General features: G+C 73.3%; 14 protein-coding genes. 7 read left to right on the top strand and 7 right to left on the bottom strand.

Going from position 1 to position 13,666, the window contains the following annotated elements:
* Position 1 precedes the first annotated feature (1 nt).
* Positions 2–589, bottom strand: coding sequence for a TetR family transcriptional regulator (locus ACH4D3_RS14055; protein WP_398322721.1), 588 nt, complete (start codon positions 587–589; stop codon positions 2–4).
* A gap of 133 nt (positions 590–722) precedes the next feature.
* On the opposite strand from ACH4D3_RS14055, the gene ACH4D3_RS14060 reads away from it, so the two are divergent.
* Positions 723–1,817, top strand: coding sequence for an NAD(P)-dependent alcohol dehydrogenase (locus ACH4D3_RS14060; RefSeq protein ID WP_398321195.1), 1,095 nt, complete (start codon positions 723–725; stop codon positions 1,815–1,817).
* Positions 1,818–1,826: 9 nt separating this feature from the next.
* A complete protein-coding gene (locus ACH4D3_RS14065) occupies positions 1,827–2,798 on the top strand; it encodes a GNAT family N-acetyltransferase (protein WP_398321198.1) in 972 nt (323 codons plus the stop codon).
* A gap of 45 nt (positions 2,799–2,843) precedes the next feature.
* Here ACH4D3_RS14065 and ACH4D3_RS14070 read toward each other — a convergent pair whose 3' ends face one another.
* Positions 2,844–4,265, bottom strand: coding sequence for a M1 family metallopeptidase (locus ACH4D3_RS14070; protein ID WP_398321201.1), 1,422 nt, complete (start codon positions 4,263–4,265; stop codon positions 2,844–2,846).
* A gap of 87 nt (positions 4,266–4,352) precedes the next feature.
* Positions 4,353–4,922, bottom strand: a complete 570-nt coding sequence (locus ACH4D3_RS14075; protein WP_398321204.1) for a heme-binding protein — start codon at positions 4,920–4,922, stop codon at positions 4,353–4,355.
* A gap of 251 nt (positions 4,923–5,173) precedes the next feature.
* On the opposite strand from ACH4D3_RS14075, the gene ACH4D3_RS14080 reads away from it, so the two are divergent.
* Positions 5,174–6,469 (top strand): sensor histidine kinase, encoded by a 1,296-nt coding sequence (locus ACH4D3_RS14080; RefSeq protein ID WP_398321207.1) that lies wholly within the window; start codon positions 5,174–5,176, stop codon positions 6,467–6,469.
* Positions 6,466–7,137, top strand: coding sequence for a response regulator (locus ACH4D3_RS14085; protein ID WP_398321210.1), 672 nt, complete (start codon positions 6,466–6,468; stop codon positions 7,135–7,137). Before ACH4D3_RS14080 ends, ACH4D3_RS14085 begins: the two co-directional genes overlap by 4 nt.
* Positions 7,138–7,244: 107 nt before the next feature.
* On the opposite strand, the gene ACH4D3_RS14090 is transcribed toward ACH4D3_RS14085, so the two are convergent.
* On the bottom strand, positions 7,245–7,820 hold the full coding sequence (locus tag ACH4D3_RS14090; protein WP_003974698.1) for a TerD family protein: 576 nt from the start codon (positions 7,818–7,820) through the stop codon (positions 7,245–7,247).
* A 157-nt stretch (positions 7,821–7,977) separates the two neighbouring features.
* On the opposite strand from ACH4D3_RS14090, the gene arfB reads away from it, so the two are divergent.
* On the top strand, positions 7,978–8,415 hold the full coding sequence (gene arfB, locus ACH4D3_RS14095; protein ID WP_398321213.1) for an alternative ribosome rescue aminoacyl-tRNA hydrolase ArfB: 438 nt from the start codon (positions 7,978–7,980) through the stop codon (positions 8,413–8,415).
* Positions 8,416–8,432: 17 nt separating this feature from the next.
* Here arfB and ACH4D3_RS14100 read toward each other — a convergent pair whose 3' ends face one another.
* Together ACH4D3_RS14100 and ACH4D3_RS14105 are read right to left on the bottom strand one after the other, a co-directional pair.
* The gene (locus ACH4D3_RS14100) at positions 8,433–8,903 is read right to left on the bottom strand and encodes a GNAT family N-acetyltransferase (protein ID WP_398321216.1); all 471 of its coding nucleotides are present in this window, start codon (positions 8,901–8,903) and stop codon (positions 8,433–8,435) included.
* A gap of 48 nt (positions 8,904–8,951) precedes the next feature.
* The gene (locus tag ACH4D3_RS14105) at positions 8,952–9,560 is read right to left on the bottom strand and encodes a flavin reductase family protein (protein ID WP_398321219.1); all 609 of its coding nucleotides are present in this window, start codon (positions 9,558–9,560) and stop codon (positions 8,952–8,954) included.
* Between the two features lie 335 nt (positions 9,561–9,895).
* Between ACH4D3_RS14105 and cdgB the strand changes: the two genes are divergently transcribed.
* Entirely contained in the window at positions 9,896–11,557 is a 1,662-nt protein-coding gene (cdgB, locus tag ACH4D3_RS14110; protein WP_398321222.1) for a diguanylate cyclase CdgB, read from the top strand.
* Between the two features lie 155 nt (positions 11,558–11,712).
* Positions 11,713–12,666 (top strand): CBM35 domain-containing protein, encoded by a 954-nt coding sequence (locus ACH4D3_RS14115; RefSeq protein WP_398321225.1) that lies wholly within the window; start codon positions 11,713–11,715, stop codon positions 12,664–12,666.
* 37 nt (positions 12,667–12,703) lie between these two features.
* On the opposite strand, the gene ACH4D3_RS14120 is transcribed toward ACH4D3_RS14115, so the two are convergent.
* The gene (locus tag ACH4D3_RS14120) at positions 12,704–13,636 is read right to left on the bottom strand and encodes a 1-phosphofructokinase family hexose kinase (protein ID WP_398322724.1); all 933 of its coding nucleotides are present in this window, start codon (positions 13,634–13,636) and stop codon (positions 12,704–12,706) included.
* Between the last annotated feature and the right edge of the window lie 30 nt (positions 13,637–13,666).

The raw sequence follows: 13,666 nt of genomic DNA on the forward strand, positions 1-13,666 counted from the left end.
GTCAGTGGGGTGACGTGGCGCGGCGGACCGCGTCGCGGAGCAGAGCCCGACGGCGTTCGTGCACGTCGTCGGGCTCGTCGGCGGTCGCCGCGTAGACGTTGCTGACCGGTGACCAGGCCATGGACATGGCGATGACGAGGGCCAGCACGTCGAACGGGTCGCCCGGCCGCACCCGGCCCGCCGCCTGGGCCTCGGCGATGGCCCGGAGCTTGGCGTCGTCGCGGCGGTCGGCGTCGTCGACCAGGTGCCCCGCCGGACGCCGCTCCAGCCGCGCCCAGGTGGCCAGCCGGATCAGGTCGGGGCGGCGCAGATACTCGTCGTAGAGACGCACGGCCCAGTCCGCGAGGTCGCCGGCGTCGATCGGGACGACGTTCACGATGCGGTCCAGCGAGCCGAAGAAGATCGCGTCGAACAGCCCGTCCTTGCTGCCGAAGTACGCGTAGAGCTGCGCCTTGTTGGTGCGCGCGGCGGCCACGATCCGCTCGACGCGCGCCCCGGCGATCCCGTGTTCGGCGAACTCCCGGGTCGCGACGTCCAAAATCCGCCGGTGGGTGGCGGCGCCGCGGGAGGTCAGGGGCTGGTCGGGAATGCGGTCGGGAGCGCGGTCGGGCATGGTCTCAGGGTATCCCACGGCCAAACAGAACAGTTGGTTTGCCTCAGTGCGGCAAACGTGCCTACTCTCAAATAGACCGAACAGTCTGTCTGAGGAGCTGGAAAGAGCCATGAGGACCACAGTGGGCTGGCAGGCGGAGCCCGCGAACGCCGCCGCGACCACCCCGGCACTGCGCCGCGCCCCGCTGGAACGGCGCGAGCTGCGCCCCGACGACCTCGCCGTCCGGGTCGACTACTGCGGCGTCTGCCACACGGACCTGCACGCCCTCCGGGCCCGCGGCGGCACGGACGGCGGGCCGGACCCCCTCGTCCCCGGACACGAGTTCACGGGCGTGGTGACCGCGACCGGGACGGAGGTCAGCCGGTTCCGGGCCGGTGACCCGGTCGCGGTCGGCAACATCGTCGACTCCTGCGGCGCGTGCGCCATGTGCCGGATCGGCCAGGAGAACTTCTGCCACGCCTTCCCCACCCTGACCTACGGCGGCACCGACCGCGTCGACGGATCCACCACCCTCGGCGGCTACTCCCGTGAGTACGTGCTCGGCGAACGGTTCGCGTACGCCCTCCCGGCCGCTCTGGACCCGGCCGCCGCCGCCCCGCTGCTGTGCGCCGGGATCACCGTCTGGGAGCCGCTGCGCGCCCTGGGCGCCGGACCCGGCACCCGGGTCGCCGTGGCCGGTCTCGGCGGCCTCGGCCACCTCGCCGTGAAGTTCGCGGTCGCGCTCGGCGCCGACACCTCGGTGATCAGCCGGTCGCCGGACAAGGCCGAGGACGCGCGCGCACTGGGCGCGCGTGAACTCGTCGTCTCGACGGACCCCGAGCAGATGGCCGCCGCCCGCGACCGGTTCGACATCCTCATCGACACCGTCTCCGCCCCGCACGACCTCGGTGCCTACCTCCGCCTGGTCGCGCTGGACGGCACGCTCAGCCACCTCGGGCACCTGGGACCGGTCACCCTGGAGACCCTCGACCTGCTCATCGGCCGCAAGAAGCTCAGCTCCGCGGGCAGCGGCGGCCGGAAGGGCACCGCCGAGATGCTGGCCTTCTGCGCCGAGCACGGCATCACCGCCGACATCGAACTCCTCCCCTCCGCCCGCGTGAACGAGGCCCTCGACCGGCTGGACCGGGGCGACGTCCGCCACCGCTTCGTCCTCGACCTCTCCGACCTGGACCGGTCCGGGCCCCAGCGCCCCGCGGACGGATAGGTTGCCCGGGTGATCCTCACCCCGCTCGCCCTCACCCCCGACCACGACATCCCGGGCCCCGTTCTCACCGAACTCACCGCCCTCTACGCCTCCCACCGCGCCTTCCACGCGCTCAGCGGCGACTTCCCCGACCCGGCGGACATCCGTCCGGAGCAGGTCGCGACCGCGCTCGCCGACGAACTGGCGCGGCCCGGCGCCGAGGTGCTGCTGGCCAGGGACGCGGGCCGGCTGGTCGGGGTCGCGGTGACGCTGGCCCGGCATCCCGACCCGTCCGACCCGGACCCGTGGATCGGGCTGCTGATGGTGGACGCGGCGCTGACCCGGCAGGGACACGGCAGCCGGCTCGTCTCCCTCGTCGAGGACCGCTTCCGCGCCGCGGGCCGCACCGCCGTACGGCTCGCCGTCCTCGACGGCAACACCGACGCGCTCGCCTTCTGGACCGCCCTCGGCTACACGGCCGTCGACCACCGCCGCGACCTCCGGTCCGACCGCCCCTGCGCCGTGCTGCGCAGGGAGCTGGAGAGCGACCGGCCGCGCACCCCGCGCCGCGCCGCCCGCGTCGCCGTGCTCGACCCCGAGGGCGCCGTCTTCCTCCTGCGCTACGACAACGTGGAGGTCGGCGTGCACTGGGCGATGCCCGGCGGCGGCCTGGAGGCGGACGAGAACCCCCGCGAGGGCGCCCTGCGCGAGGTGCGCGAGGAGACCGGCTGGACCGACCTGGAACCGGGCCCGCTGCTCTGCACCTGGGAACACGACTTCACCCACCTGAGCGTCGGCCCCGTCCGCCAGTACGAGCACGTCTACGTCGCCCAGGGGCCCCGCCGGGAGCCCACCGGCCCCCACCTGGCCGCCGCGCACGCCGCGGACGGCATCCTCACCTGGCGCTGGTGGAGCCGGGCCGAACTCGCCGCGGCGCCCGAACCGCTCTGGCCGCCGGACCTGGCCCTGCTGCTCGAAACCTTCGGGGGCCACGGGGGGTGAGGCGGCGGCTGGGCGAAGCGGCGGCTCACGGCGCGTCCTGGCGGCTCACGGCTCGTCCGGCCGGCCGTCCCCGCGCAGCCAGTCGGCCCAGATCTGCGAGAAGTCCTCGTCCGGCGCCGACTTCTCCACGTACGCCGTGAAGTCCTCGGTGTCCGCGTTGCCGTGGCGGTGGGCGGCGGCCCAGCCGTGCAGCAGCTCCCGGAAGGCGTCGTCGCCGACCGTCTCGCGGATCTTGTGCAGGACCATGGCGCCCCGCTGGTAGACGGGGCTGTCGGAGAGGCGCGCCGCGTCCGGCGGGTCCGCGGGCGGGAACGCCCAGATCGAGTCGTTCGCGGCCTCGTCGTCGTAGTACGTCCCGTCGTAGAGCGCCTCGAAGGTCTCCCGGGCGGTGTCGCCGCCGTGGTCCTCCTCCCACAGCCACTCCGCGTAGGTGGCGAAGCCCTCGTTGAGCCACATGTCCCGCCAGGTCTTCGGGCTGACGGAGTTCCCGTACCACTGGTGGGCGAGTTCGTGGACGAGCAGGACGGTGTCGGGGGCGCCGGGGAAGTAGGGCCGGTTCTGGGTCTCCAGGGCGTACCCGGCGTCCTCGTCGCGGTCGACGATCGCGCCGGTGGAGGAGAAGGGGTAGGGGCCGAAGTTCTCCCGCGCCCAGTCCATGATCTCGGGGATCCGCTTCAGGACCTTCCGGCTCGCACCGGCCTGCGTCGGATCGACGGCCGTGTACACCGGCAGACCGTCGTCCGTGGCGGAGCGGGCGGTCTCCCACTCGCCGACGGCGACGGTGACGACATGGCTCGCCATCGGCTCGGCGGTGTGCCAGGTGAACGTCGTACGGCCGTCCCGGGTCCGCTCGTCCCGCAACTCGCCGTTGGAGACCACGCCGAGGCCCTCCGGCACGGTCATCGCGAGGTCGTACGTCGCCTTGTCGGAGGGGTGGTGGCTGCCGGGGAACCAGGCCATCGAGCCCGTCGGCTCGCCCAGCCCGACCGCGCCGTCGGCGGTGGGCAGCCAGCCCTCCTCGGAGTCGTCGGGGTCGGTGATCGTCTCCGGCTCGCCGGAGTACCGGACGGTCACCCGGAACGTCTCCCCGTCGTTCAGCTCCTCGGCCGGGCGGACCGTCAGTTCCTGTCCGGCCCGGTTGAACCGGGCGTCTTGGCCCTCGACCGTGACCTCCTCGACGTCCAGGCCCTTGAGGTCGAGGTCGAAGGCCGACAGGTCGCGGGTCGCACGGGCGGTGATCGTCGCGGTGCCGGTGAGGTGCCCGGCGCCGGCGTCGGCGTCGAGGTCGTAGTCCAGCTTCAGGTCGTAGTGGCCGATGTCGTAGCCCCCGTTGCCCGCCTTGGGGAAGTACGGGTCGCGCACACCCGAGCCGCCGGGGGTGCCCTCGACCGCGCCGCCGCCACTGCACGCCGCGAGGGCGACGACGGTGGCGGCGGCTGCGAACAGACGGGGGACGGGGGTGCGCACGACGTGATCCTATGGGGCGTTTCACGTGAAACGCCTGCTGGGACCGGCTGTGGGGACCGGCTACTGGGACCCGGCCACCGGGACCGGCTAGTTCAGCGCATCCGCACCGGCCTGGGCGAACTTCTCGTCCAGGGCGCCGGACGGGGCGCCCGCGACACCGATACCGGCGATCGGCGCCTTGCCCGCGGTGACCGGGACGCCGCCGCCCAGGAACAGCGTGCCCGGGATGTCCTTCAGGTTCGGGGCGTTCTCCAGACGGCCCTCCAGCTCGCTGGTCGGGGCGTTCCAGGAGACGGCCGTGTACGCCTTCTTCTCGGCCGACTCGTAGGACTGCGGACCGGCGCCGTCGCCGCGCATGGTGAGGATCGTGTTGCCGTTGCGGTCGACGACCGCGACCGTGATCCGCTGGCTCTCCTTCTTGGCGGCCTTCAGCGCGGCCTGCGCGGCCTCGGTGGCAGCGTCGATCGTCAGGTGGGTGGAGGTGGTGGTGTCGCGCTTGCCGGCCGCGGCGGCCGGGGCGGCCGACACCGCGGAGTCCTGGGCCGCCTCGGGGGCGGAGGCGTTCGCGGCCACCGTGCCGAAGGTGCCGGCGGCGACGGCGGCGAGCACGGCACCGCCGGTGGCGATGCGGGCACGACGGGAGAGGGTCTTCTTCATGGTGGTCTGCTCCTGCGGGTGAGGCGGTCGGCTTCGTGCTCTCCACTCTCCGGCCCGCACCGGAGGCCCACGGTCGCCGTTCCGGCTGCTCGTGGGCGACGGAACGGGCGACGGAGGGGTCGTCCGATCGGTTGACCCGCACGGCGTCCGATGGGGGCACCATGGGAATGTTCGTGCAGCTCAGCGGTCTTCTGCGGCACGTTGTAGGACAGCAAAAGCGGGAGCGACGGGCGAGAGGAGGCGGGTGCCGGATGCCGAAGCCGTACGACTCCTACGCCTCGAACAACTCGAACAACTCGAACAGCACGGCCGACGCGGACAGCCGGTGGCTCGGCGCCGTGATGCACATGGCGTTCTTCCTGCTGCTCGGCGGTGCCCTCGCCCGCTTCCTGCTGCGCCACCCCGGTGAGCCCCGCACCCCGTGGATCCTCGCCCTGTCCGTCACCCTCGCGGTGCTGCACCTGCTCGGGCCGGTCCTGAGCGGTCCCGGACCGTCCGGTCCCGGCACTCCGGCCGCCCGGCGACGGCTGGTCCGGCTGGGCCTCGTGGTCGTGGTGTGGATGGTGCTCGTCGTCCTCGCACCCAGCTTCTCCTGGTGCGCGGTGCCCCTCTTCTACACCGGCCTGCGCACCTTGCCCGCCCGGGCGGCGCTGGTGCTGGTCACCGTCCTGACGGTGTTCGTCGTCGCCGCGCAGTTCCGTCTCGCCGGGCGTTTCGACCCCAATCTGCTGCTGGCCCCGCCCGCCGTCGCCGCGATCGCCGCGGCCGTGTTCCTGCACACCGAACGGCAGGCGGCCCGGCAGCGCGCCCTGATCGACGACCTGATCCGCACCCGCCGCGAACTCGCCGCCTCCGAACGCCGCGAGGGCACCCTCGCGGAGCGCCAGCGGCTGTCCATGGAGATCCACGACAGTCTCGCCCAGGGCCTGTCCAGCCAGCGGATGCTGCTCCAGGCAGCCGAGCGGGTCTGGGAGTCGGACCAGGACAAGGCCCGTACCCACGTGCGGGGCGCCGCCTCCGTCGCCGAGCACAACCTGGCCGAGGCCCGCCGCTTCGTGCACGACCTGGCCCCGGCCGACCTCGCCCGCGGCGGCGGTCTGGAGGCGGCGCTGCGGGCCCTGGCCGCCCGGGAGTCCGGCGACCACCTCACCGTCCGCGTCCACGTCGACGACGGGACCCGCGTCCCGCCGCTGCCCGACCGCGTCCAGTCGGCCCTGCTGCGCATCGCCCAGGGCGCCCTGGCCAACGTCCGGGAGCACGCGGGCGCGTCCACCGCCGCGCTCAGCCTCACCCTCCTCGACGACGAGGTCGTCCTGGACGTCACCGACGACGGGCACGGCTTCGACCCCGCCGAGCCGTCCGACGCCCCCGCCGGGACGCGCGGGCACGGGCTGCCCGCCATGCACGCACGCCTGCGCCAGCTCGGCGGCACCCTGACCGTCGAGTCCGCGCCCGGCGAGGGCACCGCCCTGTCCGCCGCGATCCCCCTGGACCCGCCCCGAACCGACCCGGCAGCTCCGGCCGGCCCGCAGGAGGCCCCCCGATGACCGACCCCGCCGCCCCCGGCCCGGCCTCAGCCCCCGTGCGCATCCTGGTCTGCGACGACCACGTCGTCGTACGCGCCGGGCTGCTCGCCCTGCTCGACAGCGCCCCCGGCATCGAGGTGGTCGGCGAGGCGGGCACCGGCGAGGAGGCGCTCGCGCTCGCCGCACGGCTGGCGCCGGACGTGGTCCTGATGGACCTTCAGCTCGGCCCGGGCATCGACGGCGTGGAGACCACCCGCCGCCTCACGGCCGCCACCGGGGCCGCCCCCGCCCGGACACCGCACGTGCTGGTCCTGACCACCTACGACACCGACGCCGACATCACCCGCGCCATCGAGGCGGGCGCGACCGGATACCTGCTGAAGGCCGAGCGCCCGGAGGAGCTGTTCGCGGCCATCCACGCCGCCGCCCAGGGCCGTACGGCACTGTCCGGGCCGGTCGCCGGCCGGGTGATGGCCAACCTGCGCAAGCCGCGCCCCGCCCTCACCGACCGCGAGCGCGACATCCTGGCCCAGCTCGCCACCGGGCTCGGCAACCGGGAGATCGCCCGCGCCCTGTTCATCAGCGAGGCCACGGTGAAGACGCATCTGCGCCGCATCTACGACAAGCTCGGCGTCGACACCCGGGCCGGTGCGGTCGCCGTGGCCAAGGAGCAGCGCCTGCTGCCATGACGCCCCGGCCCCGGCCCCGCGCCGCCCCGACCGTCCGACGGCACGCCGAAGGCCCCCCGGCCGGACGTCCGGGGGGCCTTCGTACGGAACCGACGGGCGGATGAACCTCAGACGTTGACGCCGAAGTCCTGGGCGATGCCCGTCAGGCCCGAGGCGTAGCCCTGGCCGACGGCGCGGAACTTCCACTCGGCGCCGTTGCGGTACAGCTCGCCGAAGACCATGGCGGTCTCGGTGGCCGCGTCCTCGGACAGGTCGTAGCGGGCGATCTCGGCGCCGCCGGCCTGGTTGAGGATGCGGATGTAGGCGTTGCGCACCTGGCCGAAGTTCTGCGAGCGGTTCTCGGCGTCGTAGATCGAGACCGGGAAGACGATCTTCTCGATGTCGGCCGGGAGGCCCGCCAGGTTGACGTTGATCGCCTCGTCGTCGCCGGCGCCCTCGCCGGTGCGGTTGTCACCGGTGTGGACGATCGTGTTGTCCGGCGTCTGCTTGTTGTTGAAGAAGACGAAGTGGGCGTCGGAGTAGACCTTGCCCTGCGTGTTGACCGCGATCGCGGAGGCGTCGAGGTCGAAGTCGGTGCCGGTGGTGGTGCGGACGTCCCAGCCGAGCCCCACGGTGACTTCGGTCAGGCCCGGAGCCTCCTTGGTGAGCGAGACGTTGCCACCCTTGGACAGGCTTACAGCCATTGTTGGGAGTCCCTTCCCTCGTTTACGTACGGCAAGAAAGCTACAGCTACCACCATGAACGTCGAGAGGGGTCCACAAGGTTCCGCCTCTCTTTACTTTCTTTACCAAGAGCGGGATCAGGATATTCGAGTGACGCGGGCCGCCCGCGGACGGGAACATGGAGGGCATGTCCGGTCCCCATGTCATCCGCGGCTCCGTCTCCCTGCCCGAGGCCGAGCTGGTCTGGCGTTTCTCGCGCTCCTCGGGGCCCGGCGGACAGCACGTCAACACCACGGACACGGCGGTGGAGCTGCGCTTCGACCTGGCGCGGACCGAGGCCCTGCCCGAGGTGTGGAAGCAGCGGGCGCTGGAGCGGCTGGCCGGGCGCCTGGCCGACGGGGTCGTCACCGTCCGCGCCTCCGAGCACCGCTCCCAGTGGCGCAACCGGGAGACCGCCGCCGTACGCCTGGCCGCCCTCCTGGCCGAGGCCACCGCGCCCCCGCCCAGGCCCCGCAGGCCGACCCGCATACCGCGCGGCATCAACGAACGCCGGCTGCGGGAGAAGAAGCAGCGCTCGGACACCAAGCGCGGGCGCTCCGGGCGGGGCTGGGACTGACCGGGAGGGAGCGCGGCTCAGTCCAGCCCCAGCACCCCGACCGTCTCCTCCTCGGCCTTCTCCCCGTTCGGACGGAAGCCGAGGCCCAGGTAGAAGTTCTCCGGACCGTGCTCGCCGGGGTGCCAGGTGACGAAGCACTCCGTGCCACCGCGGCGCCGGATCTCGCCGGTCACCGACTCCACGGCGAAGCGGCCGTATCCCCGGCCCTGCTCCCCGGCGGCGATGTTCAGCCGCCACAGGCCGGAGCGCAGCGCGCTGCCGTCGTCGTACCAGTCGACGCCGAAGAAGCCCATGAGGAAGCCGACCGGGCGGTCGCCGTCGAGGATCAGGCGCGGCCAGGCCGTGTGGGGGTGGACGTAGGCCTCGGCGAGGGACTTCACCACCGGGTCGACGGCGAACTCCTGCTCGGGGCGCACCCGTATGGCGAGGGCGGCCTCGAGGTTCGCCGGAGTGATCGGCTCCAGTCGGGGCCCGGTGCTGGTCGTCATGCCCGCACCCTAGGCGGGCGCCCGCCCGCCGGACGAGCGGATTACCGCTCAGCCCAGCTGCCGGTACCGGCCCCGGAAGTACGTCAGCGGACCCCCGTCCGAGCTCGGCAGCGTCGCGGTCAGCACCCGGCCGATCACCAGCGTGTGGTCGCCGGCCGGCACCCGCTGCTCGGTGCGGCACTCCAGGGTCGCCAGGGCGCCGCCGGCCAGGGGCGCCCCGGTCGCCTCCCCCCGCGTGTACGGGATGTCCGCGAACAGGAGGCGGTCGCTGACGCGGCCCTTCATCGCGAAGCGGCCCGCGATGTGCCGCTGGCTCTCGGAGAGGACCGACACGGCCCACAGGGGCTGTTCGTCCAGCAGGTCGTCCATGCGGGAGCCCTCGCGCAGACCGACCAGGACCAGCGGCGGGTCCAGGGACACCGACATGAAGGCGGTGGCCGTCATCCCGACGTCCTCGCCGCGCGGCGCCAGCGGGTCGTCCGGGTCCAGCGGCGGCTCCTGCGCGGTCACCAGGACCACGCCCGAGGCCAGCCGGGACATGGCGGCACGGAACTCCTCGTTGCTCACCCCCTCAGCATGCCCGGGGGCGGGCGACGGCAACGGGGACGCGGGGGCCGCGGGGGACCCGGGATACGTGAGAGGCGGAGTGTTCGGCACTCCGTCACGCTAATGTCCGGGGCGTGGGCCGGGCATCGGGCCCCGGTCCCAATCAGGACCTAGGACCACGGGAGGAGGCGGGGAGGCGGGCGAGGAGGAGACGTACGCATACCCACAAACTTTGCGTTCGGTAAACGCGCAGGGAAAAGCAGAAACCCCACTCAATTGTTCATGTTTCGTTGTGACTTGAGTCACAAGGGGCGGTAATTGTTGACCCTGTGTACCGAGTGGAGAGCGCGCTGTGATTCAGTGGCGGGGAACCTGCAAGGGCACCATCAGTAAAGGCGCCGAAGAGAACCCTTGATTCACTGCGAGGTCTCGGGGGGAGGGCGAGCATGGAGACCGACTCGGAGCCCTATGTCCGTCTTGCCTCCCTGCGGCAGCTGCACCAGGCCATGGCCGACATGAACAAGGCCCGCAGCCTGGCCGACACCCTGCAGGCCGTCGCGGACGGCGTCGTCCAGGCCCTCAACTACGAGCTGGCGTGCGTCAACCTGGTCGGACCCGACGGCGATCTCGTCGTCGCCGCCTTCGCCGGCAACCAGGCCGCCGAGGCGCTCATCACGGGCCGCTCGGGCTCCCGCGAGTCCTGGGACCGGCGCCTGGGCATGGGCGAGCAGTGGGGCGACCTGATCTTCATACCCCACACCGAGGGCTGGGTCCTCGACGACGACGACGTCCCGCAGTGGTACACCGACGGGCCCGCGCCCCGCTTCGAGGACGAGTGGCACCCCTCGGACCGGCTCTTCGCCCCGATGTACGCGCCGGGCCCGCAGGGCGGCGGCAACAGCGGCGAGCTGATCGGCGTCCTGTCCGTGGACCGGCCGCGCAACGGCCGCCGCCCCGGCGCCTGGGGCCGCGAGGCTTTGCAGATGTACGCGTTCCAGGCCGCCATCGCGATCAGCAACGCCCGGCTCCGCTCCAACATGCAGCGCGCCCTGGTCCGCCTGGAGCGCGACCAGCAGGCGCTCAGGGCCAGCGAGGAGAGCTTCCGGCAGGCCTTCGAGTACGCCCCCTCCGGCATGGCCATCGCCGAGATGGGCGGCGACCAGCACGGCCGCATCCTGCGCACCAACGACGCCCTGTGCCGGCTGCTGGGCCGCCGGGCCTCCTCGATGCGCCGCTACGCCTTCTCCGACCTCGTGCACCCCGAGGACATCGGCACCCTGCTGCGCACCTCCGCCGAGGGCGGCCGGGCCGAGCTGCGCCTGGGCCGCCGCGACGGCACCTACGTCTGGGTCTCGCTGCGCAACAGCGTCGTCGCCGACGCCGCCGACGGACCGCGCTTCCTGCTCACCCACGTCGAGGACATAGAGGAGCGCAAGCGCCGCGAGCTGCACCTCGCCCACCGCGCCTCCCACGACTCCCTCACCGGCCTGCCGAACAGCGCCGAGCTGCGCTCCCGGCTGGCCGCCCGGCTCTGCCAGCGCCCGCAGTCGTCGCACGCGGTGGCCGACGCCATGGACGCCGCCTACGGGAACTCCGCCGTGTTCGACTCCGGCGGCCACACCTTCGACTTCTCCGCCGCGGCCGAGCCGTACGGCGCCTTCGACCACCACGTGCACGCCGTGGCCCCCGAGGACGGGCGCGACGACGGCACCAAGGGGCTCGCGGTCCTCTTCTGCGACCTGGACGGCTTCAAGTCGATCAACGACCGGTTCGGGCACAACGCGGGCGACGCCGTCCTCATCGAGGTCGCCCGGCGGCTCAGCGGCGGCGTCCGCGACGGCGACACCGTGGCCCGGCTCGGCGGCGACGAGTTCGTGATCCTCGCCAACGGGCTCGGCCGGGCCGACGCCCAGGACCTCGCCGTACGGCTGCGGGGCGAGATCATCCAGCCGATCCGGGCCGAGGGCCGGGCCGTCCGGGTGGGCGCCAGCTTCGGCATCGGCTGGGCCCACTGCGGCATGACGGCGGACGAGGTGTTGAAGTCCGCTGACGAACGGATGTACGTCGAGAAACGATCTCGTCCCAAACAGCACCGCCGCGCCGGATGATCACCAGGTCAGCGCGTTGATGCGGTCCGAGTCACCCTTTTGGGTCAGTGGTGGGGGTCCCCCCGTTCGAGCGAATTCGAGAATGGGGGAGGGTAGGCTCGCCCTCTCACGACCCGTACCGCACCACGCACCGCATCTGGTTAGGAGACCTAGGGATGACGCCCGGCAACAACGGCGCGAGCACGCCCGAGGACGACGACCCCTTCGGCTACCTCTACGCCGACGGGCAGGCCAACGGGGCCCAGCCGCCGTCCGGTGGCTACGGCTATCCGAACTCCGTCAACCGGGTGCGTCCCGTCGGTACACGGCAGTACGGGGCACCGCAGGGCCAGGGCGCGCAGACCGCCGCCCACGGCCAGGCAGCCCCGCCCCAGCAGGGCGCCTACGGCCAGCCGAACGCGCACTACGCCGCGCCGGAGACCTTCCCCGGCGGTGGCGGTCCCGGGAGCCCGCAGCAGCCGTCCGGGCACGGCGGGGGCGGCGGACGCCGCGGCCCCAACACCAAGGGCCTGCTGATCGGCGCGGTGGCGGTCGTCGCCGCCGTCGTCATCGGCATCGCCGTGGCCATGACGAGCAGCGGCTCCGACGACGACAAGGGCGGCAACGAGGCGGGCGGCGACCCGACCCCCACCCAGTCCGAGAGCACCGAGCCCAGCCCGTCGGCGAGCGAGGGCGCCGAGGAGGAGGTTGAGCTGCCCGCGACCGACGCGAAGGCCCTGCGGCTGTCGCCCGGCATGGGGACCGCCTCCGACTTCGAGGGCGCGGAGTCCGACGGTGGCGTCTACGTCACGGGCTTCAACCAGGTCGGCGCGAAGGTCACCTGGACCGTCGACGGCATCGAGAAGGCCGGCGGCTACCGGCTCAACGTGCGCTACGGCATCCCGGGCAAGGACGCCGACGCGACCCTGGTCATCAACGGCAAGGCCTCCGCGCGCCCGCTGAACATGAAGAACTTCGGCGGCACGCCCGAGGGCGACTGGGAAAAGGGCTGGCAGACCACCTGGGCCAACGTGAACCTCAACGAAGGCACCAACACGATCGAGTTGGCGTGCAACGAGGGCAACAAGTGCGACCTCGTCCTCGACACGCTCTCGCTCCAGTCCGAGTGACCGGGCGGGCCCGGGCAACCGCACCCGGGCCCCGCACTCAGGCCGCGCCCGCCTCCGCCGTCACCGCGACGCCGCGTCCGAGCAGCTCCTCGTACGCCGCCCGGTCGAACTCGCCCGCCACCGGCGCCAGCACCGTCGCCGCCGACAGGGCGACCGCGCGGGCCAGCCGGTCCGGCCAGGGCAGGTGCTCCACCAGACCGGAGAGCAGGCCCGCGACCGCGGAGTCGCCCGCACCGGTCGGGTTGCCGCGCACATGGGCCGGCGGGGCGGCCCGCCAGCGGCCCTCCGGGGTCACCGCGAGCAGCCCCTCGGCGCCGAGCGAGGCGACGACCGAGCGGGCACCGCGGCGCCGGGCGGCCTGCGCGGCCCGCTGCGGCTCGTGCGAGCCGGTCAGCTCGGCCAGCTCGTCGGCGTTCGGCTTGATCAGGTCCGGGCGGGCGGCCAGCCCCCGGCGCAGCGGCTCCCCGCTCGTGTCCAGGAGCACCGGCACGCCCGCGGCCCGCGCGTCCCGCACCAGCCCGGCGTAGGCGCCCACCGGGACGCCCGGCGGCAGGCTGCCGCACAGCGCCACCGCGGCCACGCCGGCCAGCAGCTCCTCGTACGCCTCCTGGAAGGCGTTCCACTCGGCGGGCGACACGGCCGGGCCCGGCTCGTTGAGCTGGGTGGTGTCGCCGGTGCGTTCGTCGACGACGGCGACGGTGCGCCGCGTCGCCCCCGCGACCGGCACCAGCGCGTCGGTCACCCCGGGGACGCCGGTCAGCCCCTCGCGCACGACGCCCCCGGTGGTGCCGCCCGCGAAGCCGGTGACCGTGACCTCGTGGCCGAGGGCCGCCAGCACGCGGGCCACGTTCAGCCCCTTGCCGCCGGGCCGCTCGGTCACCTCGGTCACCCGGTGCGAGGCGTGCGGCCGCAGGCCCGGCACGCGGTAGGTGATGTCGAGCGCGGTGTTGAGAGTGACGGTGAGGATCACCGTGCCGACCTCCCCCGATCGTCTGCGGCT

The organism is Streptomyces sp. NPDC018026 (assembly GCF_044327745.1).
GTDB lineage: Bacteria > Actinomycetota > Actinomycetes > Streptomycetales > Streptomycetaceae > Streptomyces > Streptomyces rubrogriseus.